At 60.8% G+C, this 21,871-nt stretch carries 11 protein-coding genes; 5 read left to right on the top strand and 6 right to left on the bottom strand.

Annotation, left to right across the window (positions count from 1 at the left end):
* The first annotated feature begins 141 nt into the window (after window positions 1–141).
* The 5 genes from AC06FE_RS12570 (at window position 142) to AC06FE_RS12550 (ending at window position 8,429) form a co-directional block, all read left to right on the top strand.
* The gene (locus AC06FE_RS12570; protein ID WP_478073206.1) at window positions 142–3,501 is read left to right on the top strand and encodes a TonB-dependent receptor; all 3,360 of its coding nucleotides are present in this window, start codon (window positions 142–144) and stop codon (window positions 3,499–3,501) included.
* A gap of 61 nt (window positions 3,502–3,562) precedes the next feature.
* Window positions 3,563–4,150, top strand: coding sequence for an RNA polymerase sigma factor (locus AC06FE_RS12565; RefSeq protein ID WP_192286109.1), 588 nt, complete (start codon window positions 3,563–3,565; stop codon window positions 4,148–4,150).
* A complete protein-coding gene (locus AC06FE_RS12560; protein WP_478073205.1) occupies window positions 4,134–5,138 on the top strand; it encodes a FecR family protein in 1,005 nt (334 codons plus the stop codon). The genes AC06FE_RS12565 and AC06FE_RS12560 overlap by 17 nt, the downstream gene beginning before the upstream one ends.
* Before the next feature lie 13 nt (window positions 5,139–5,151).
* The gene (locus tag AC06FE_RS12555; RefSeq protein ID WP_478073204.1) at window positions 5,152–6,966 is read left to right on the top strand and encodes an amidohydrolase family protein; all 1,815 of its coding nucleotides are present in this window, start codon (window positions 5,152–5,154) and stop codon (window positions 6,964–6,966) included.
* Between the two features lie 17 nt (window positions 6,967–6,983).
* Entirely contained in the window at window positions 6,984–8,429 is a 1,446-nt protein-coding gene (locus tag AC06FE_RS12550; protein WP_478073203.1) for an amidohydrolase, read from the top strand.
* A 697-nt stretch (window positions 8,430–9,126) separates the two neighbouring features.
* Here the strand turns inward: AC06FE_RS12550 and AC06FE_RS12545 are convergent.
* The 6 genes from AC06FE_RS12545 to AC06FE_RS12520 all read right to left on the bottom strand — a co-directional run bounded on the left by AC06FE_RS12545 (window position 9,127) and on the right by AC06FE_RS12520 (window position 21,314).
* Window positions 9,127–9,357 (bottom strand): hypothetical protein, encoded by a 231-nt coding sequence (locus AC06FE_RS12545; protein ID WP_478073202.1) that lies wholly within the window; start codon window positions 9,355–9,357, stop codon window positions 9,127–9,129.
* A gap of 13 nt (window positions 9,358–9,370) precedes the next feature.
* Window positions 9,371–13,411 (bottom strand): RHS repeat-associated core domain-containing protein, encoded by a 4,041-nt coding sequence (locus AC06FE_RS12540; protein WP_478073201.1) that lies wholly within the window; start codon window positions 13,409–13,411, stop codon window positions 9,371–9,373.
* 509 nt (window positions 13,412–13,920) lie between these two features.
* Window positions 13,921–14,181, bottom strand: a complete 261-nt coding sequence (locus AC06FE_RS12535) for a hypothetical protein (RefSeq protein ID WP_478073200.1) — start codon at window positions 14,179–14,181, stop codon at window positions 13,921–13,923.
* Between the two features lie 1,821 nt (window positions 14,182–16,002).
* Window positions 16,003–16,260, bottom strand: coding sequence for a hypothetical protein (locus tag AC06FE_RS12530; RefSeq protein ID WP_478073199.1), 258 nt, complete (start codon window positions 16,258–16,260; stop codon window positions 16,003–16,005).
* 4 nt (window positions 16,261–16,264) lie between these two features.
* Window positions 16,265–19,441 carry an RHS repeat domain-containing protein gene (locus AC06FE_RS12525; protein WP_478073198.1) on the bottom strand — a complete coding sequence of 1,059 codons (3,177 nt, stop codon included), beginning with the start codon at window positions 19,439–19,441 and terminating at the stop codon, window positions 16,265–16,267.
* A gap of 58 nt (window positions 19,442–19,499) precedes the next feature.
* A complete protein-coding gene (locus AC06FE_RS12520; RefSeq protein WP_478073197.1) occupies window positions 19,500–21,314 on the bottom strand; it encodes a hypothetical protein in 1,815 nt (604 codons plus the stop codon).
* Window positions 21,315–21,871 lie beyond the last annotated feature (557 nt).

Raw genomic sequence — 21,871 nt, 5'->3', positions numbered from 1 at the left:
ATGGCAGCGTGCGCAGGGCACGGGGTGGCAAACACGGGCGACAATCGCGGCGGGGGATGGCGGAACCCGGCTCCTGGTGCATCAACACATGCAGGGGCCTGACGGCTGCCGTCTTCCGCGTCACTTTCTGGGGGTTCATTCATGCGTTCATTCAAGTTGTTGCCGCTGGCCAGCGCAATCCGCGGCGGTCTGACTCTGGCGGTGCTGTGTGCCGCTTCCCCGGCGTTCGCCGCGCCACCGCAATTCGATATCGATGCCGGCAACATCGAGGACGTACTACCCGAATTCGCCCGTCAGGCGGGCATCCAGATCATCGCCCCGGCCCATTCAGGCAAGCAGGGGCGAATCGCGGTGGGGGAACTGAAGGGGCAGATGGATACCCGGCAGGCCTTGAACCGCCTGCTCGACGGCACCGGACTGACCGTGGCCTCCGATGATGGCCGCACGATCACCCTGCGCGCGGCCACGCCGATGCTGGCGTCGCTGGGGGGGCTGGGCGCGATGTCGATGGCGCAGTCGAGCCAGGTCGAGCCGGTCGCCGCCGAAGCCGAGCCGGCGCAATCCAATGCGAACGTGAACACGCTGGACCAGATCACCGTGGTCGGCAGCCAGATCAAGGGCAGCAAGTCGGCCGCCATCCTGCCGGTGACCACGCTGCAGACCGAACAGATCGAGGCCACCGGCGCGGTCTCCGGTGACGACCTGTACCGCTCGATCCCGCAGATGGGTGATGTCTCCTTCAGCGGTACCAACGGCGGCAACAGCTCCAACTACGCGCGTGGTGACATCGCCTCGGTCAACCTGCGCGGCTTGGGCGTGGGCAACACGCTGCTGCTGATCAATGGCCGCCGCACCGTGGTGCACCCGATGAGCCAGGCCGACGGCAACCTGGTGCCGGTGCTGACGTACAACGCCAATGCGGTGCCGGTGTCCAACCTGCGCCGGGTGGAAGTGCTGCTGGACGGTGCGGCCGCGATCTATGGCACCGACGCGGTGGCCGGTGTGGTCAACAACGTGCTCCGCGACGATATGGACGGCGGCACCATCAGCGTGCAGAAGGGCTTCGGCGAAGGCACGAACCTGAGTGATGTCGGCGTCAACGGCATGTGGGGCAAGAACTCCGAGGACCTGCGCTCCAACATCACTATCGCCTTCAACTACTACAACACCACCGGCCTGAACTCGCTGGACCAGGGCTGGACCAAGAACGGCAACCGGGCCGATGACTTCGCTGGCACGCCGTTCGAAGGCCTGGCCGGGGTGGACAACCGCAATACCAACAGCCCGTGGGGCAACTTCACCGCCAGCGGCCCGCGCATCTCGCGCAATGGCACCTGGTTGACCACGGCGGCCGGTGCCTTCCACGTGCAGCCGACCGCCAACAGCGGCTGTGCGGCGACCATCGGCGACGGGCTGTGCGTGCAGTCCGGCAGCAAGGCGACCTCCGGCGCCGATGCCAACCTGCGCGACAACCAGCAGTCGCAGTACCCGCTGTCGATCACCCCGGACGTGCGCCGGCTGAATCTGTTCGTCACCGGCAAGCATGATTTCGAGAACGGCATTTCGTTCTTCAGCGAAGCCGGCCTGTACGACTCGCGTGCCTACAGCCTGCAGAGCGGCGTGAACACCATCACCGCCTTGCCGATGACCGTGGCCGCCAGCAACTACTGGAACCCGTTCGGCGCGATGTACCTGCCCGATGGCTCGCTCAACCCGAACCGCCTGCAGGGGTTGAACATCGGCCCGGATGGCGTGCCGGTGACGATCACCAGCTACCGCTTCGAGCGGCCGACCCGCATCGAGGTCAACAACACCCAGGTGCGCGCGCTGGCCGGCCTGCGTGGCTTCCATTACGGCTTCGACTGGGAAAGCGCGGCGCTGTATTCCAAGGCCAAGGTCAAGGACACCCAGGACGCGGTGAGCATGTCGTTGTTCCAGCAGGCGCTGGCCAACCCGACCGCCTCGGCCTACAACCCGTTCTGTGGTGGCTGCAACGACTGGGACAAGCTGGACCAGTTCTTCTACAAGGCCAAGCGGCAGAGCCAGACCGAGCTGTTCCTGTGGGACTTCAAGGTCTCGCGCCCGGACCTGTTCAAGACCTGGGCCGGCGATGTCGGCATGGCTGCCGGTTTCGAGATCCGTCACGAAACCCAGCGCGATGACCGCGACGCGCGCGTCGATGGCTCGGTGACCTTCACCGACATGATCACCGGCGTTGCCTACCCGAGCGACATGTACGGTGTCAGCCCGACCCCGGACACCTACGGCTCGCGTACCGTGGCCGGCCTGTTCGCCGAGCTGTCGGTGCCGCTGGTCTCGCCGGAGATGAACGTGCCGCTGGTGCGTTCGCTGGACCTGCAGGTTGCCGGCCGCGCCGAGCGTTACAACGACTTCGGCAACGTCGCCAAGCCCAAGCTGGCGCTGGGCTGGCAGATGTTCGACGGGCTGACCCTGCGCGGCTCCTGGGCCAAGGGCTTCCGCGCCCCGAACCTGGAGCAGATCAATGCCACGGTGGTGAGCCGTTCGAACAACCGCACCGACTACATCCAGTGCGAGGCCGACGTGCGCACCGGTGCGCAGGCATCGATCAACGGCTGCGGCGGCTACACCTATTCCACCACCGCACGCCGCTCGGGCAACCCGGACCTCAAGCCGGAAACCTCCACCAATACCAGTGCCGGCATCGTGTTCCAGCCGCGCTTCATCCCGGAGGACTACGGCCGCTTCACCTTCGCGGTGGATTACTACAAGTACGAGCAGGAAGGCATCATCGGCCTGTTCGGCGAAGGCAACGCACTGATCCTGGACTACATCCTGCGCCAGCAGGGCGGCAGCAACGCCGCCGTGGTGCGTGCCGACCCGACCGCCGATGACATCGCGCGCTTCGCCGGTACCGGCCTGGCTGCCGCGGGCAAGGTGCTGTACGTCACCGACCAGTACGTCAACCTGGAGCCGCAGACCCTGCGTGGCGTGGACTACAACTTCAGCTGGAACTCACCGGAAACCCGCATCGGTCGTTTCGACCTGTCGGTCACCGGCACCCACCTGATCGAGTTCTACCGCCAGCGTTCGCCGGCGCTGCAGGCGCTGGAAGACGCCAAGGCCACCGGCTTGGTCGACCCGTCGATCCGCATCACCGGCGGTGGCGACCTGATCGGCAACGGCGGCAACCCGGAGTGGAAGTGGGCCGGCACGCTGACCTGGCGTTACCAGCAGCTGTCGGTGGGTGCCACCGCGCGTTACTCCAGTTCCTACGTGGAGAATGGCCTGACCCTGGCCGACGGCACCCCGTGGACGGTGAAGTCGCAGACGTTGGCCAATGCCTTCGTCAAGTACGAGTTCGAGCGCGAAGGCTGGCTCAACGGGTTGGCGGTGAAGGTCGGTGCCAACAACCTGGCCAACAAGCGCCCGCCGGTGTCCGATGACACCTACGGCTATTCCTCGGCGGTGTACCAGGCGTATCCGCGCTACTGGTACGTCAACGTCAGCAAGGCGTTCTGATGAAGGCCATCGTGGCAGGTGCGGGCGTCCGGCAGTGGCCAGGCGTCCCGCTGGAGAAGCAATGAGCGCAGCGCAGGCAAGACAGCGTGCCTTGTGGTTGGCCGAGCACGTGCTGCCGCACGAGCCCGGCCTGCGTGACTGGCTGCAGCGACGATTGTCGGTGCGCCAGGACGTGGACGATGTGATCCAGGAGACCTACGCGATCCTGGCGGCGATGGCCGATGTGACGCACGTGCGCCAGCCGCGCGCGTACGTCTACACGGTGGCGCAATCGGTGGTGCTGCAGCAGCTGCGGCGTGCGCAGGTGGTGTCGATCGAAGCGGTGGCCGAGATCGACCGGGTGGCGGTATTGCCCGAGGAAGCCAGCCCCGAGCGCACCGCCTCCTCGCGGCAGGAGCTGGCGCGGATCGGCGCGTTGATCGACAGCCTACCGGCCAAATGCCGCGAGGCGTTCGTACTGCGCCGGGTGGAAGGCTATTCGCAACGCGAGATCGCGCAGCGGATGCAGATCAGCGAGAACACGGTGGAGAAACACATCTGCAAAGGCATTCGGCTATTGATGGATGCAATGAAGCGCGACGGCGACAGGACGGAGACGGGTACGGACCAGCCCGCCGCAGGAGAAACATGGCATGCGCGCAGACGTTAACGGGATTGATGACATCGCCGCAGCATGGGTGGCGCGGGAAGACCGCGCGCCGCTGACGGCAGAGGAGACGGCCCGCCTTGATGCCTGGCTGGAGGCCGACACGCGCCATTTCGGCGCCTATGCGCGGGCACAGGCGGTGCTGGCGCGCACCGACCGCGCCCGGGCATTGTCGGCCGGTGCGATGGACCGCGCCTTCACCGCGAACGTGCCGGCCAGGCCGGCGCGACGGATGCTGCGCTGGGCGGTGGGGTTGGCCGCGGTGGTCAGCGTGCTGGCCATCGGCGTGCAACGCCAGGACGACGGCGCCGAGTACTACGCCACGCGCAAGGGCGAAATCCTGCGGGTGCCGCTGCAGGACGGCTCGGCGATCACGCTGGATTCGGATTCACAGGTGCGGGTGAGCTACAGCGATACCCGCCGCGACATCCGCCTGCTGCAGGGCGAGGCGTTGTTCGACGTGGCCAAGAACCCCGGGCGTCCGTTCGTGGTGCGTGCCGAGGAGACCGACGTGACCGCGGTGGGGACCAGCTTCGCGGTCAGCCTTACCGAACGCCGCAGCGGCGGGGTGGAGGTGCTGGTGCGCGAAGGCATCGTCGATGTCACCGACGTGCAGGGCGTGGTCGCGCCGACGCGGCTGGTGGCCAACTACCGCGCGCTGGCCAACCGCAGCCATGGCATCCGCATCGAACCGGTGCCCAGTGACGACCTGCAGCAGCAGCTGGCCTGGCGCGAGGGCATGTTGTCGTTCAACGGCGACACGCTGTCGGTGGCGGCGGCGCAGTTCCTGCGCTACAGCGACACCCGCATCGTCATCGACGACCCGCTGGTGGGCAGCCGCCGCATCGTCGGCCTGTACTCGGCCAGTGACCCGCTGGGCTTCGCGCGCAGCGTGGCGCTGAGCCTGGGATTGGTGGTGGAACAACGGGGCAACGAGGTCCGCCTGCGTTCGCCGGACGCCGCGCCGCACATGGCGCGGTCCATGCAATGAAATGGGGTTGAGCATGCATAACGAGAAACGACGCGCCCGCCTGCTGGCGCTGGCGACCGCGTTGCTGCTGGGCAGTGGCCAGGCGACCGTGGTGGCCATGGCCAGTGAGACGCAGGCGTTGCTGATCCGCGACGCGATGGTGTTCGACGGCACCGGCCGGGCCGCGTATCCGGCCAGCGTGCTGGTCGAGGACGGGCGGATTGCCGCCATCGGCGACGCGCTGCAGGCGCCCAAGGGGGCACGCACGGTCAATGCGCGTGGTCAGGCGTTGTTGCCGGGGCTGTTCGACCTGCATACGCACTGGACGCCGAACGTGGTGCCGTCGGAGCTGCCGCAGGTGGCCAATCTGTACATGGCCGCGGGCGTGACCACGGTCAGTGATTTCCACGAACCGCCGGAGGCGTATGCACCGCGCCGGCAGTGGCTGTCCTCGATCGCCGCGCCGGACGTGAAGTTCGCCGCGCGCATGAGCACGCCGCTGGGACACGGTGCCGACTGGGGCGACGAGAACACCACGCGCTGGGTCAATTCACCCGAGTCCGCGCGCGCCGGTGTCCGCGCGGTGGCCGCTTACAAGCCCGATTTCATCAAGGCCTTCACCGATGGCTGGCGCTACTCCAATGCCGCCGACAACAGCAGCATGGACGAGGAAACCCTCGCTGCGCTGGTCGACGAGGCGCACAAGAACGGCCTGAAGGTGTTCACCCATACGGTGATGGTCAAGCGCGGCAAGAGCGCCGCGCGCGCCGGCGTGGACGTGATCGCGCACAGCGTGCAGGACGGCCCGGTCGACCAGGAACTGATCGAACTGATGCGCACGCATGGCACCGCCTATGCGCCGTCGCTGGCGGTGTACCTACCGGAGCGGGTGGATGGCAGCGGCCGTACCGGTGCCAAGCCGGACGTGCTGCGCCAGCGCGAGCAGAACTTCGCCAATGCCCTGCACAACGTCAAGACCTTGCATGACGCGGGCATCCCGGTGGTGGTGGGGACCGATGCCGGCATGACCGGCACGCCGCATGGTGTCTCCACGCTGCGTGAACTGGAGTTGCTGGTGGATGCCGGCCTAGCGCCGGCCGAGGCGCTGCTGGCCGGCACCGCCCGGAGCGCCCGGGCGCTGGGCGTGGCCGATCGCGGCACCATCGAGGTCGGCAAGCGCGCAGACCTGTTGCTGGTCAAGGGCCAGCCGTGGCAACGCATCAGCGACATCCGCAATACCGAGCAGGTCTACGTGGCCGGGCGCCAGGTGCACGGCAAGGGGAGCATTTTGCCGGCTGGCAACCGGGCGTTGGCATTGCCGGCGCAGCCGGTGGCGGCACTGGTCGATGACTTCGAGCGCGCCGACGGCCGTACCGCGCTGGATACCCTGCGCGTGGACGAGGCCGACGGTGGCAACGACCGTACCGTGCAGGTCACCGAAGTGGTGGCGCGCGAGACCGGCGGCAATGCGCTGGCCACGCAGGCCAAGCTGTCCAGCAAGGACACGGCGTTCGCCGCGGTGATCCTGCCGCTGAGTCGCGGCTCGGTGGCGCCGGTGGACGCGCGCGCCTATCACGGCGTGCGCTTCGAGTTGCGCGGCTCGTCACCGGAACTTCGCCTGGAGGTGCGGGCGCTGGGCAACCGCCGCTTCATCGCGCCGTTGCAGGCCCAATCGCAATGGCGCACGGTCGAGGTGCCATTCAGTGCCCTGCAGGGCCAGCCACCATATCGCGCCACTGCACCCATCGCGCAGTGGAAAGGGGACGACCTGCAGCAACTGGTGTTCTCCGCCGGTGGTGCGCCGGGCAGCAAGGTCTGGTTCGAGATCGACAACGTGACTTTCTACTGATGCACCGGTGCCTGCCGATGAAGCGCTCCCTGTTGCGTGTCGCCCTGTTGTGCAGCCTGCTGCCCGCACCTGCGGCGTGGGCGGTTACGCCGGATGTCCTAGCCACGCTCGATGCCTACGCCAAGCGCCAGGCCGACGTGGGGCATGCATTGTGGCAGCAGCCGGAGCTGGGGTATCTGGAGACCGCCTCCTCGGCATTGTTGCAACGGGAGCTGCGCGAGGCTGGTTTCCAGGTCAAGGCAGGTGTCGCCGGCATGCCCACCGCGTTCGTGGCGTCCTACGGCACGCGCGGCAAGGGTCCGGTGATTGCACTGTTGGCTGAAATGGATGCCTTGCCCGGCATGGCCCAGGCCGCCGAGCCGGTGCGCAGCGCCATTGCCGGCCAGGACGCGGGCCAGGCCTGCGGGCACAACCTCTTCGGTGCGGCGTCGGTGGGCGCGGCGCGCGCCATCGCGCAGTGGCTGGAGGTCACCGGGCGCGACGGCGAAGTGCGGCTGTATGGCACGCCGGCGGAGGAGGGCGGGTCGGGCAAGGTCTACATGACCAAGGCCGGCCTGTTTGACGATGTGGATGTGGTGCTGCATTGGCACCCGTCGGCCGACAACTCCGCCGCGCAGGGCACTACCTTGGCCAACATCAGCGGCAAGTTCCGTTTCAGTGGCATTGCCGCGCATGCCGCCATCGCGCCGGAGCGTGGTCGCTCCGCGTTGGATGGCGTGGAAGCGTTCAACTACATGGCCAACCTGATGCGCGAGCACGTGCCGGACCGTACGCGCATCCACTACGTGATCAGCAACGGTGGCGCGGCTCCCAACGTGGTGCCGGACGCGGCCGAAGCCTATTACTACGTGCGCCACACCGATCCGGCGGTGGTGCGCGATGTGATCGCACGCCTGCGCAAGGCCGCCGAGGGCGCGGCGATGGGTACCGGCACCACGGTGAGTTTCGAACAGACCGGCGGCGTGTTCTCGCTGCTGCCCAACGACACGCTGGGGCAGGTGATGCAGGCCGCGCTCCAGCAGGTGGGTGGCGTCCATTACGACGCGGCCGAACAGCGGTTCGCCCAGCAACTGCAGCAGACGCTGGAGAAGAAGCCTTCACTGGAGACCGCGCAGCAGTTGCAGCCCTACCGCGCCGACCTGGCCGGTAGTGCCTCCACCGACGTCGGTGACGTGAGCTGGAATGTTCCCACGGCCGGATTGAGCACCGCGACCTGGGTGCCCGGCACGCCGGCGCATAGCTGGCAGGCAGTGGCCGCGTCGGGCATGTCCATTGGTGACAAGGGCGCGTTGAATGCGGCCAAGGTGATGGCGCTGGCGGCCGTGCAACTGTTGCAGTCGCCGGAGACCGTGCGCAAGGCCCGCGAGGAATTCGATATGCGACGTGGTACCAGGTTCCAGTACCTGCCATTGCTGGAGCGGGACACCCCGCCACTGGACTACCGGCGCGCGACGCGCGACTGACTTGTCGCCGTAAGCTGCCGCCGACATGTGCTTCACTCCCGGGCTGGCAGTCTGCAACCCGGAGTGATGTTGCTGGGTAGCCCGTCACTCCGATGGGCGGCGGCCCGATCCCTCCATCGGGCCGCCGCCCGGACTTTCATCGAACCGCGATGGCTGTGCTTTGGTGGTGTCGCACGTTTGGGGTGTTCATTGAGCGATGGTGCAGGCGACGCCCCGAAGCAGAGACGCGTGCGTCGTCAGGCAAGCGTGGTGGGCTTGGGGCGGATTGGGCGGCGGTGGTCATGGAGGCGCCCCTGGGCGAACGCGCAGGCAGCGCGTAGAACCTAGGGCGCCGCACGGGGTGGTAGCTCGGCTGGGAGAGCGTCGTGTTCGCAAGCTGGCCGGTAAAAACCGGAATCCCATCACCGATCAACGATCAAACAAACGCCCGCTCATCAGCGGGCGTTTTGCGTAAGGCGGTTGGGGAGGGCGAGCGAGTCCCTAACACTAGCTTCGACTTCGATACGGGATCCAATGCGAATGAGGACGAGGACCAGCCTCATTGGCATGGGCTGGCCTCGTTGATCGCTTGAACTTCAGTGCATTCGACATAACGTGCGAGGTTGAGCTTGGGCGTCGGTCTTGTAGAACAACTAGTGGGTGCGTTGCTCGGTAGCGGTAAGTAGCCTGAAAGCCGAAAGCGCAGACTCTCGGTCGTTTACGTCTTGCCACCCAAGAAAACAACCAGGTCAACGCCCAGTTCATTACGCTCTTTCAGATAGTCCTGCAGATGTGCATGTTCCCAACCTGGACTGTGATCGGCCTCATCTGCACACTCCATTAAGAACTGCGCAATCATTCGCATTTCACCGGCGTCAATCATCAGCGTTGCCTCAGTCAAGCGCATCGGAGTCTCAACATCCCGATCCATTTTTCCAAAAATTTTCAAGACGAATTCCTTGTTAGTAAATCACTGGCTCAATTACGCCGCCCATTGAAACAAATATCTGACACATGTAGTCGTCACCCTGCATGCATCTCTCTGATGCGACTCCTTTTGCGACATCCGTAACTAGCGAGGGGCACATCGCTAGATTGAACCCTCTCTTTCTCAAAAAATCTCTGGCGCGATTGGAAAGCTTCTTCGGGTCCGTTCCATGACTTCCCGTGCCATCTTGGTTAACCACGATCTCTCTGCAACCTCGCTCACAAACATGCGCGTGTCTTTGCTGCCCTTCAACATGGGGGGTATCTATTCGTACTGTCGTTCGATTCCCACCCTGCACTCTTTCTGTGCGGCCAGAATGAGCCTGTCCAAGAAAGTCCGTCCGGCCGAAGGGACTCCCGCCCACATACGCATATGTGCTTATCCCGCCACCCAGCCCAATCGGATCGGACTGCACGTAACGCCCTGAACTCGGCTCGTAATCACGGAAGTAATTGTAGTTCAGCCCACTCGCCGCATCGTAGCGTTGACCCGGAAAGCGCATATCGAACAGGAATGCCTGATTATCACCGTCCGGGTCTTGATTCGGCATGCTATCGCCAAATGCTTCGCCCTTGATGTCCCATGTCCATACCGGCACATTGCGCAACGGATTGAACGCCAGTCGCGGCGTGCCCAGGTGATCCGGCTCGATGTAGTGCAATACGCCTCCGGCTAGCAGCCCGACTGGCATGTCGTCCATCCATATCACTTGCTGCGTGGCATTGCCCAGCGAGTCATAGTCGCCCAGCCACCGGCCCACCTCATCATAGGTGGTGTAAACGCTGGTTGCGGCATTCAAGCCCCGCTGTACACGCTCCCCGCGAGCGTTGTAGGCATAGTTCTGGGCCGCAATGCCGGTGAGTTTCACCTGGGACAGACGATTGCCTTGGTTGTAGACAAGCTCTTTCCCGCCACTGGCGGCCGTGACGGTATTGCCAACTGCATCGTAGGTTCGCGCACTGCTGCCCGCGCTGGTCAGTCGATGGTTGGCCGCTTCATAGGTATACGGTGTCGTGACACCTGCATTGCTAAAGCTCAAGCGGTTGCCAGTGGCGTCATAGGTGTATTGCTCGATCGCTACATTGGCTGCACTGTCCCGGAACTCGGCCAGTCGCCCCAGGTTGTCGTAGTTCAAGCTAGTCGCGTAGTTGCCAGACTCCAAGGCGGTGATATTGCTGATCGAGTCATAGCCGAGCCCGATTTTGAGGTCATTATCGCTATCGACCACGGCGGTGGGCCGATAGTCGGTATCGAAGCTGCGCACCAGCGCCCGGCCGTTGCCGTATTGCCAGCCGGTGCTGGGGCCAAATGGAAGATAGCTGGCCCCAGTCAGCAATACTTGGCGCCCGCTGCTGCCATTGGTAACGCCCACTTCGGTGATGCGGCCCTGACCATCACGCACGTAGTCCGCCACCGCACCGTCGGGATAGATCACTGAGGCCAGGTTGCCACCGGTGGTGTACGTGTAACGCACTACGAAGGTCCTGCCGTTGGTTAGCTGTGCCTTGCGGACAACGTCGCCAAAGCGGTTGTAGCAGTAGTCCGTGCGTCCACTGCCATCCTCCATTGAACTGAGTCGTCCAATGGCAAAGCCTTCACCTGCTGCACACGCGGTTGGCACGGCGTCGTAAACATAGAAGACATCCTCGCCCTGGCTGGGATAGCTCTTCGATGTCGCACGATTGAGCGCGTCATAGGTATAGGTCGTGGTGACGCCACGCGCATCGATACTGGTCTTGAGGTTTCCGGCTTCGTCGTACGTGCGCTGCGTGGTACCCGTATCCGGGCTGGTAGTGGTTCGCAGCTGACCCAGGCCGTCGTAGGCATAGGTGGTCTTCAGCCCCTTGGGGTCGGTGACTTCGGTCAGGTTGTCCAGTGCGTCATATTTGAATTGCGTACCGGCAGCTATGCCGCCTACGTCCTGTATTGACTGCGTAAGACGATTCAACACGTCGTACGTATCCGTGGTGATGCTACCCTGCGCATCCGTTGTGCCAGTGACATTGCCAGCAGCGTCATAGGAAAAGTCGGTCGGATTGGCGTTTGAATCAGCCAGCGTCTCAACCTGCCCGAACTGGTCAAATACCCGCTGCAAGGAATGCTTCAATATGCCGGCGGCATCGCGGGTGTCCTCCTGGATCTTCTTGCCAGCACCGTTCAATGAATACTGGATGTAGTTGCCACCGGCATCCTGCACCTTGACCAAACGCTGCGCCAGATCATAACCCAGCGTAATCACCACACCATCCGGACTGGTGACCGTGCTGATCTTGCCGAACGGGGTATAGCTGAACTGATAAGCCCGGTCACCACTGCCAGCAGTGCCTGAAGCACTGGCGCGAGCCGTTCTGGACAGCAACCAACCACGGGCGTGATAAGCGTAATCGGTGATCATTCCACTGGCATCGGAGCGCCGCACGAGCCGCCCGTTGTAGTCGTAAGTGGCATTCGTTACCTGTTGGCCTGCAGGATTGGTGACTTGATACAGATCGCCCACTTTGTGGCAGGGGGCCCCTACAGTGCCGCAGCCAGACTCATCCGTGGTCATGTAGTACGCATACTGGGTTGCGTCGGACACATCCGTGCGCGGCCCGTCCTCGCTCAGTAGCAGGCCGGGTAGCGGGCACTGCGTGGCGTCTACCGCGTCACAGTAGGTGTAGGTCCAGCGTCGAACCCCTGTCGGGACCGATCCGCTGGCAGCGCAGGTGTAGCCAGCACCGATTGCCGGATCAATCTCACAGCGCGCCGTAACCTGCCCCCGGCTGTTGTAGGCCCATGCTTCCGAGCGCTTGATGGCATTACCCGCATCGGCGACGGTCCGGGTCAGTGGCAGCTGAGTATCACCCGACCATGTGGTGGTCGTAGTGCGCTGGGAGGCTTGCCCGGATGCATCAACCTGCGAGCCAAGCCTTCCCTTGGCGTCGTAGCTGAATTGAGTGATCGCACCCTTGAAGTCGGTGGCAGTTGCCGGGAAGCCATTGGCATCAAACGTCAGCGCGGCAAACCTGTTGTCGCAGTCCGGACCGCAGGGGCCACTTGCGGAATTAGCCCGCATCAAGCCGTTGGGTACCGCAAAACCGTAAGTCACCTGTGCGCCACTGGGATAAGTGACGGTATTGGTGCCATTGCTTCCATAGCTGACGTTCACCACATCGACATTGCCTGCCATGCGCGACATGACCGCACGGCCCTGCGCGTCGTAGCCAATATCAACCAGCCGGGTGCCGGCCTCATCGATCTCACCTGTCAGGGCATTCGGGAGATTGGTGTTCGTCGTAAGGGCTTGTTCGTTGTAGGTGTATTGCCGGAAGGTCGAGTCCGGATACGTCACCTTGATCAGGTTGCCCGTTGGGTTATACGTGTATTGAGTGATGCCACCATCTGGTGTTGCCACCACCGCGATGCGGCCTTGTGCGTTATAGGTGAAATTCAGCTCACGACCGTTTGGGTCGATCACCGTCAGCAATAGGCCCGCTGACGGGGCCACCGATGCAGGCGTGCTGGTCGTGCTGTACTCGAAGGTCAGCCGTTGACCATTGCTGTAGGTCAGCGTCCGCAGAAGGCCTTGCGCATCGTAATGTTCGACGTCGCGAGAGCCCGCTATGGTGAAGTCCCAGCCCAGCAGTGCATTGGACGCACCATAGGTCGGCACTAATGTGTCTTGAATATCGCCGTCAGGAACCCATAGCCCTGACAGGAGGGTGAATAGCACCGAACGCCCATCGGCGCGATAGACAGTTGCCACGCTTGGTTCTGTACTACTTAGGTAATAGCCAACCCGTCGATCATACGTATGCCGCCACTGTGAACCGATTCGCGTGGAACTTGTTGATTTATGGCTATTGTAAAAACGCTCAAATCGGAGCAGGCCAAGATCAATGTCCAGATCATTTCGGTATTCGTTACCTGTGGCGAAGTTGATTGGATCGCCGACGCAGTTGCATGGCTTTCCTGCGTTTTTTTCCGGTTTGTATGGTGGAGGGGTTGCACTAGGGTTCTTGAAATAGTAATCCAATTGGGGGGTGCACCCTGCTTCGCTCCCGGGTGTCGCCTTTTTAATGATGCATCTATAGTAGGATCTGCCAGTCTGGGGGGCTGCGCCCTGGAAATGATTGCCCGGGCGTGCGGAATTAAATTCCTGAGCGTATGCAATGGACCTCGATGCAGCAAGCGCATATGCAACTCCTCGATCACAAGGCTCCGTCCGCGTACACGACTCCGCGCGGGCACTCCCGATGCCCATCCATATCAATGCAAATCCCGCGAAAATGCGCGTTAGCCACTTCGAATAGGTGATCCCAAGCCTGGCATGGTTGTGCTGAGATTCGCTCAAATTCTCTGAACGACAGGGAGGTGCCAGATGTAATGTCGGGAAAGAACAAGTCGTGGAATCAGTTTGCATATCCATATCCCCTAAAGCTGGAAGGTTCGTCCATTTTGTCCGTGGGCATGTTTAGTGTTACTCCACTGCGGTCCGCTGCGTGTGATGCACTCTCGGTGCGCGCTATGTCGATCCTTGCGCTCTCAGCGCAGCAGTTCGTTGCATTCGCAAGTGTCGGTGCTTTTGCCTCGATATTGGCGCCACAACCGGTAGCGGGTGATCAGCGCCCAAAGCACTCCAACTCCAAAACCAAGCAGTGGCAACCATTGAGTCGTTTGATGTGCGCCTACGGGCAATGCTGACTGTCGCATGTCTTCAATGGCGAAAGCGGTCAGTGTTGATGCGGTGAGCAGTCCAAACGCCGGTGCATGCATCCATATTGCCATCCAAGTCCATCGATCCATTGACTTGCTCCTTTGGCTGATGCTGTGATCGTCCGTGATAGTTGCCGAGCTGGATGAGAACAAATGGCTGCATGGCAAACATTCGGCATAGGTACATAGTCAAATCCATGCCAACACTTCATGTATGGCCTGAAGTCCGCACCATAACAGGCATTGGCCAAGCGGCCGCTCCCCGCTTGTCGCATTTTTCGAATCTAACACACGATTGGACTGGGCTTTTGTTGGAGAAGTATGGGGGCTCAGTCACCTGCTGGGATTGACTTCAGAGGCGGTAATGTCGTGGATTGACCCCGTATCGGGATTTGTATGTGTCGAATGGCGCATCCAGGTGTTACCCAGCAGTTCATGCATGAGCCCTTTGCAATGTAAGCCCGCGGGGTTGCCTGATACCGGGCAGCAATCATGTGACGATCCTGGGCAGCCATCATGGCCCGCATGCGGGCTTCTTCGTCCAGCGACAGGTATCCAACAACCATCTTTCGGACTGCCCGCCCTGGATACGCATGCCCAGCAGTGAATTGGTGGGGGTCAGCCCCCAGCTGATGGCTTTGGACGATGCCGCCCGTAAACACGTTAGATTATGTGCAGCAGTTGAGCGACCGTGCAGGAACGGTGGGCGTGGAGAGTCTTTGCTGTAGCCACTGGTCGGCCCAAGCCGTGTCGAAGCCGGTCAGCGGGTCGTCCAGATGTTCAGCGAAGACCTGCTCCAGCCGGTAGGCGTACATGTGGCCACGCTTGAGCTCCAATGCCGCCCAAGCCCAAGCCCAAGCCCGATACCGCTAATCGATGAAGTCTTGCAGGGTAGGGGCGCGGGATTTGCTTTGTCCGATTCGTGGCAGACCCGATTGCAGGTACTCAGCGATGGCGTGGGTAGCTTGGGCGCGGGCCAGATCAAGCGGGATCGCAGTTGTCGGCCCGATGGTGCGCCTCTTCCGTGCGCCCACGAGACGATCCACGCTTTGTGGCCTGATGGCTGCATGCGCAAGGTCAGTCCCCGCACCTGGGCGTCCCGGATCTCATAGGGGCGCTCCCGGGGCTGATAGATCTCGATCGGTAGCTTGGTCAGCTGGAGACCCATTTGAACCGGCTTCCATAAGTTGGCTTACCGCCAAGATAGGGCGCCGGTGCGGGTGGCGATTGGATGCGGATCGTTCGTGTCGGGATCAGGGAGGGCCGAGTGCCGTGCCTGCCAGACCGGGTTGTGTGGACGGGAGGTCTTGACGGGGTGGCTGGGAGCTCGGAGTGATGTGGCCCCCGCAGGGCGACAGGCGTACCGGCGAAGCTTTGCTGCTGTGCTGACGGCCCCTTGGCGAACGCGCAGGCAGCGCGTAGAATCCGGAGCACCGCGTGGGGCGGTAGCTCAGCTGGGAGAGCGTCGCGTTCGCAAGCTGGCCGGTAAAAGCCGGAATCGCCTCACCGATCAAGGATTAAACAAACGCCCGCTCATTAGCGGGCGTTTTGCGTAAGGCGGTCGGGGAGGGCGAGCGAGTGCCGACACTTACGATTGTTTTTACGACGAAGCGTCAACACGGATGAGGACGAGGACCAGCCGCATTGGGATGGGCTGGTCTCGTTGATCGCTTGAGCCTGCAAGCGTCGCATGAACGATGCGTCTTGCGAGTGAGAGGATATCCTTGCGGATCAGCAGGTTAGTCGATGGGTAAGAAAAGGAAGCCGGTGGTAAGCCGGCTTCCTCTTTCGTCACTTCCCTGGGCAACTTAATCCGAAGGCAGGCCCTGAACCGATTTGCGACCCAGTTTGAGGAGCGACTCCCTAACCCAAATCTCGTTTACACAAAACCCGCAAATTTTCCATCTAGGTTTAAGGCTCTTGATCATGACCAGAACAATCTGGCGATCCTTCCCATGGGCCATCAATAATTTTTCCGCGCCACACGCCTTCACTTCCCGGACTCATTACAACAATCATCGCGAAAAGGTCTCCATCGCTCACGAGAAGCGATAGCCCTTCCACTAGAGCAAGTCCTGCCTCAGCCAGATCCTGAATCGTTCCTGTTAAATTAAGTCTTAGGTGACCGTCAGGGTCCATGTTATTGAAATCAGCGAATATCTGATCCATATCGTTATGGCCTTTTTATTCTTTCAGTTTTCGGAACAGGGTTCCGCTGCGTAGGTGTAAATAGCCGATTGGCGGCTTCTGGCTTAAGCCCTGTTACCGTCGCGTGCGTTGGCGATACGCCCGACGTCGAAACAACATCACCACCCGCTGCTCGGACCTGACCGACAGTTGTCACCCCAACTTGATTGTGATTGACGTTGGCGCATAGCTGACATAGCGAAGCTCCATTCGCACTTTCTGCAGAGAATCCGATCACTCCTGCAGGGTGGCGGCCAGTACCCCCGGTAAGTCCAGCGACTGAATTGGCTCCTTCGGCTGAGCCTCCGCGCACCACTAGTGCACCATTTGACAAGCGAGCCCTTGTCGAAGCTAGGCTCCCCGCTCCTCTTCCGGCCCCTCCTGCCGCGCCGGTTCCAGCCGACATCGCAATTGCGACATACAACACAATATCTTTGGCGCTATGCGGTTGACTGAGTTCAGCTGTGAGCTGCTCCTTCACCATCTGACTGTGACTGCTCCGCGCATCTGATGGACTCAAAATCCAGTCAAATAAAGGCGATCCAGTGGATGCTACCTGCGCGTTTTCGCGAGACTGTCGTCCATCAGGATCGGTGAACTTATACGGATTGTTGTTAGCGTACCAATACCGATTGAACGCCCCCACCGGGTTGCTGTACGCCGTCACCGGATCCACCGACAGGAACCTTCCTATCTGCGGATCGTAGTAGCGCTGCTGCATGTAGTTCATGCCGGTCGCTGCATCCAGTACGTGACCCGTGAAGCCAGGCCCATCCTTCGCCGTTGCGTTTACCACCTGCCCATAGGGCTCGTACTCGTTTCGCTCCAGCACCGCCTTGTCTGCGCCGGTCACCGTGATCGGGCTGCCCAGCGCATCGGTATGCTGGTACTTCGGTGTGATGACCGTACCTACCGCCTCACGGAATGCGACCAGACTGCCACCCAGATAGACATACTGGGTGCTGACACCCAGCCGGCCGTCGGTGCTGTACATCAATCGCCCGTCTTGAGCATAAAGACTGTACTTGCTAGCCGTGGTGTAGTCTCGAACCCGACGCCCCGCTGCATCGTAGACATAGCTGGCAATGCCATTGACGCCGCGCAGGCGGTTGCCGAAGTCGAAGTCAAAGACCTTGCCGTTCTTGTTGTTGAGATTGCCCTGTACGTCATAGCCCAGGCCAATCACGCTGGCGCCGCTACAACCGCCGGTCTTGACGTTGGTCAGCTGCCACTTGGTGTCGTAGCAGTAAAAGTGATTGCGGGCTGCACTACCTCCAGCAACGTTGACCCGTATCAGGTTGTCCAGAACATCATAGGCATAGGTGGCTGTGCCGAACATCGCCGAGGTCGTCGACGTCACTCGGTCCAGCCCGTCGTACACCATGCTGCGATTCTGACGACCGGCGATGTTGTCGGTGATCTGGCTGACATTGGCGTTCTTGTCAAACCCGTAGGTCAGATCCAGCCGTTTGTCGGCGGCCGCCGTGCAGCCGACCACTACACAGTCCATGCTGCGAATCGGTAGTTGCCGGGCGTTCTGCGTCATCGTGTGGACGATGCCATTGCCATAGGTGAACTGTTTGATGGCCCCATTGGGGTGGTAGCTCACCCCAGTGGCAAACGTGCCCGCCTGGGTGGGCTGTCCGAGTGCATTGGGTGCAAACGCGACACTCTGCCCATTGGGATACTTCTCGACACTCAGATGGCCATTGCTGTTATAGGTGTAGTTAATGGGCCAACTGATCTGGTTCCACTGCATCCGCTCCTCCGTCAGCATCCGCCGACGGTTGTAGGTGTACTGTGTGGTAACTAGGTTGGCACCATCATTGTCGGCAGACACCGTGTTGGGCAGACCATCGGCGGTGTAGGTCCAGGTTTGGTTTCCCCGACCATCCGGAAACGTTAGCGTCTTGAGTCGGTTGCGCACGTCATAAGTGCGAGCTGCGGTTCGCGCCAGAATGGCCGCAGTCTGGCCGGTGGCGTGGCAGGCGGACGTAGCGCCGAATCCGCTACCTGACCATGTGAGATTGCCTCCGGCGTCATAGCCCATCAAGGTGGCGCCGGTTTCCGGCTCAACCACCCGACACAATTCTTGATTGGCGTTGTATGTATAGGTGCGCGTGGCCTGCACCGTACCGCCACTATTGCCGCGCACGATGCTCGTGGGCTTGCCAAATACATCCCGGACAATCGTAGTAACTGCCCCCTCGGGATGCGTGATCTTCACCGGCGCATCGTAGCTGGGCTGATCAAACATCTGGTACCAGGTCCGCGTCTGCTGCCCGCCCGGTTGCGTGACCAAAGTGTAAGGACCCGTCGCGTTGCTCAGGTAAGCCGTCGTTGTCGCCAGCAACCCCAACTCTGAATCCTGCGACACCGACTTCGTGCGCCCCAAGGCATCGTAGGTTGTCCAGATTCCCTTATCCGGGTTGCTCGCTGCCGAAGGATACGAGGTAAACACCACCCGTCCCTCATGATCGTACTCGTAGCCCGTAAAGCGCTGTGTGGCAGTTACGTTGCCCGAGTCATACTCGCGCACTAGCAACGGCCGCCACAGGGCATCGAAATAGCTGATCTTGACACCATTGCCGGTTGTTACCGTCTGACGCCAGTGTCCTGCCGGAATCCCGTACTCGGCCGTGTTTACCTGGACGAAAGCCTGCGTGGTGGAGTTCCACGCAACCGTGTCTCCAGTGGGATAGGTGATGCTCGCCATGCGCCCCATGGCGTCATACGTGTAGTTGGTGGCGTAGCCGTTCTCGTCGGTGACCCGGGTGATCCAGCCGTTGTCATTGACGACGGCAGACTGCGTGGTGCCATCGGCGTACGTGATTGATTGTGGAATGCCACGCTTCCAACTGGCCAGCGTGGTGATGTTGTTGTTGCCGTCCTTCACCGTGGCCACTGTGCCGTCAGCATTGTAGGTCAGGGTCTGCTTGAGTTTGCCGAATGACCAAGACTGCAGGGGTGCGGCTGTGTTGGTGTCGAAGGTCGTCTGCTCAGCAACTACTCCGTTGACCGTGCGGCTGGCCACCTGTCCCAGCACCCACTTGGCGGCGTTGTCGTGGTAGGTGATCGTTTCAGTTTTTGTTTCAGCGAGGCTTGGCAGGGAGATGACGGATAATAAAATCGCCAATGGGATGCTTGGTGGCGTGCAGCGCATGCATGGCTTCCTTTCGGTCGTGCAGCGAGATTCGGCAAGAAGTGGTTGTGTAGGTGGACTAGGGGGTGCTGCTTGTTGTGCTCGCCGGCCTTCCATAGTTATCGAAGGAGTTCACCATCCAAGTGTGTGTAACGCCATCCTGGGTAACCGACTTCTCACGCATAGGCCGTAGGAAAGACTGCATTACGTCATCACCTTGATACTGCAAGGTGTAGCCGATCGGCGAGGGATAGGGGGTTCCTGTCGTTCGCAGGTCGTACTTGTAGTCTTCTATCCGTGCAATGGAGTTGGGGGCTTTCCCAATCTCGAGACGAAGAAGCTTGTTTTCATCGTATCGATAACTGTTGCCGAATGTGTACCTGGTCCATGATTCATTCGGTCCACTCACTTCTGTAACAACCCTTCCTGCACAGGAGTCGCTCACGCATGACGGGTCTGGGTTATTGTATGTGCCGCCCTGCGCCCACGAACCAACCGGTATGGGGCTCGGTGCAATTCTTGAGAATAGGAGGGTGTCCGAATTCGCGAACGAATTACGATAATTATATTGCCAAGTCATTGGCGATAATCCAGGTCCTGTGATTGCCTTCTTTGTAACGCTCAGCGTCCAGTACATCCTGACATAGTCGGAATGGTATCCTGCCTCCATGTCGCCCATTAGAATTTCAGTGGATGGAAGGCAATTTTTTGGGACATTGGATCGTCCATGTAGTCGCCGTTCAATCTGGAATTCCCCCGAAACTCCAGAGGGAGCCGTTAGTCGGGCGGTAAAGATAGTGCCGTACGCTGGATCAATAACATTGCCATCGTATGGAAAGCTGCATGTTGCCGCCAGATTTTCTGTCGTTGCTAAGGGAGATAATAGTTGGGAAAAATCGATAGCCCAGCGGGATGTGTCGGGCTGAACCACAGTTGAAAGAGATCTGCCGGTATATGAATACGTCCAGGTTCTTCCATTGGCTGTAGCCGAACTTATTCGGCCGCCGACATCATAGGATATGTCGATTCTTCGACCATCGCTGCTCTCAATGGAATTCAGCCTCCCAGCTGAATTTTCGTTGTTCGAGTAACTGTAGTTAACCCAGTTCCCGTGCCGGTCCTCGACGCGAGTTGCATACAGAACGTGCCGCCTGCGTGTCAGGGAATTCGCGTACTCTATCAAGTCGCCGCCCACGTCATAGCCGTACGTCGTTTTGTCGAGTTGCCATACAGGATAGACGGCCATCCAGTTGAACCAGTATTTTGTGCCGTCGGGAGAAATTGCCAGGAATCCTTCACCGGCCGAGTTGCCTACCGTCGGTAGGCACGACAGCCACGTGAACTGAGGCGTTACCCAAGGGAAGCTTCCACCTGCGGTCGGTTTCGGCGTGGTCGGCGCAGGCTCAAGTAAAGGGCCACCGTTCGGGATGTTGGTCGATAATCCGTTCCAGTACTCTAATGGCGGGAAGAGTAGTGCAATATAGGGAGGAGATCGGCTGCCGGAACAGCGGGCTCCGGTCCAGGTGTGGAGGGAGTATCCGGCATCACCTTGATATTCTCTGGCAAAAATTCCAGACACATAGGGGACGTCCAGCTCCCAGTCGGAAAATAAATCGTATCCTTGATTCCGGAAGTCTTTGATCTGATACGTTCGCGCCAACCGAACGGGTAGTTTGTTGCTGCCAGGGAGGTCTATATCAACAGCTGAAAATGAGATTTGTCCATTGTAGAAGTCGATCTTGTCGCCAAGGGCATCATCGACAGAAAGCGGACTCTCACCCTCCGACCTTTTTATATGGACGCTATAATCATCCCATGGGGCTTGCTGTGCATTGGCGGCGGTGACGAGGACGGCGCTCAGCAATACGGCAAATAAGGCTGGTCTAGCTCGCATCGTGGAAGTTACTCCCAGGTGTACGTGTACTGTTTTTTGATCTGTCAGAAGTTTAGGTTGGTGGTTTCCCTGAATATCTGCTCGTACCTGCATATGGCAGTGTTTGTGCCATCAACACTGCGGCTTCGAGTGCTCGACGGTCCGACGGTGCCAATACACATTCTCCTGTGATGGCGCTTTTCACCATTCCCCCAGCGGATTGCTTGATGGTCAAGGTACATTGCTGCGGGGACCCCTGATAATTCCAGTGCTGACGAACCGCTGCACGTAAAGCAGCCAGATATGCGGCACGTAGGCCATCGTCGTTGCTGCCGTCAGCACTATCTCCCCCTTGAGTCAGACCTGCTTCCGTGGATTCAGTCGGAGCTGCTTCGTTTACTTCGGCTGTTGTGACATCTGAGGCCGGATAAATGGAGGACCCACCGGATTCGTGTTCTCGGGTAAATCAACAGCCGCCTCGGCAGGTGTACTGAGCACGCCTGCCTACGGTCCTTCGGATGCTGTGGCTACTTCAGGACTTGCAAGAGTCGGTTTGGTTTCGATGCGCTGACGAAACT

Source organism: Stenotrophomonas sp. Steno-C18, assembly GCF_056393195.1.
This window is presented reverse-complemented; position numbering and strand designations above follow the sequence as displayed.

What these genes read in the sequence shown, in the direction of transcription:
- AC06FE_RS12525 (WP_478073198.1), bottom strand. Translation starts at nt 19,441, where the DNA reads ATGCGCTGCACGCCACCAAGCATCCCATTGGCGATTTTATTATCCGTC.
- AC06FE_RS12535 (WP_478073200.1), bottom strand. Translation starts at nt 14,181, where the DNA reads ATGGATCGATGGACTTGGATGGCAATATGGATGCATGCACCGGCGTTT.
- AC06FE_RS12530 (WP_478073199.1), bottom strand. Translation starts at nt 16,260, where the DNA reads ATGGATCAGATATTCGCTGATTTCAATAACATGGACCCTGACGGTCAC.
- AC06FE_RS12570 (WP_478073206.1), top strand. Translation starts at nt 142, where the DNA reads ATGCGTTCATTCAAGTTGTTGCCGCTGGCCAGCGCAATCCGCGGCGGT.
- AC06FE_RS12565 (WP_192286109.1), top strand. Translation starts at nt 3,563, where the DNA reads ATGAGCGCAGCGCAGGCAAGACAGCGTGCCTTGTGGTTGGCCGAGCAC.
- AC06FE_RS12520 (WP_478073197.1), bottom strand. Translation starts at nt 21,314, where the DNA reads ATGCGAGCTAGACCAGCCTTATTTGCCGTATTGCTGAGCGCCGTCCTC.
- AC06FE_RS12550 (WP_478073203.1), top strand. Translation starts at nt 6,984, where the DNA reads ATGAAGCGCTCCCTGTTGCGTGTCGCCCTGTTGTGCAGCCTGCTGCCC.
- AC06FE_RS12560 (WP_478073205.1), top strand. Translation starts at nt 4,134, where the DNA reads ATGCGCGCAGACGTTAACGGGATTGATGACATCGCCGCAGCATGGGTG.
- AC06FE_RS12555 (WP_478073204.1), top strand. Translation starts at nt 5,152, where the DNA reads ATGCATAACGAGAAACGACGCGCCCGCCTGCTGGCGCTGGCGACCGCG.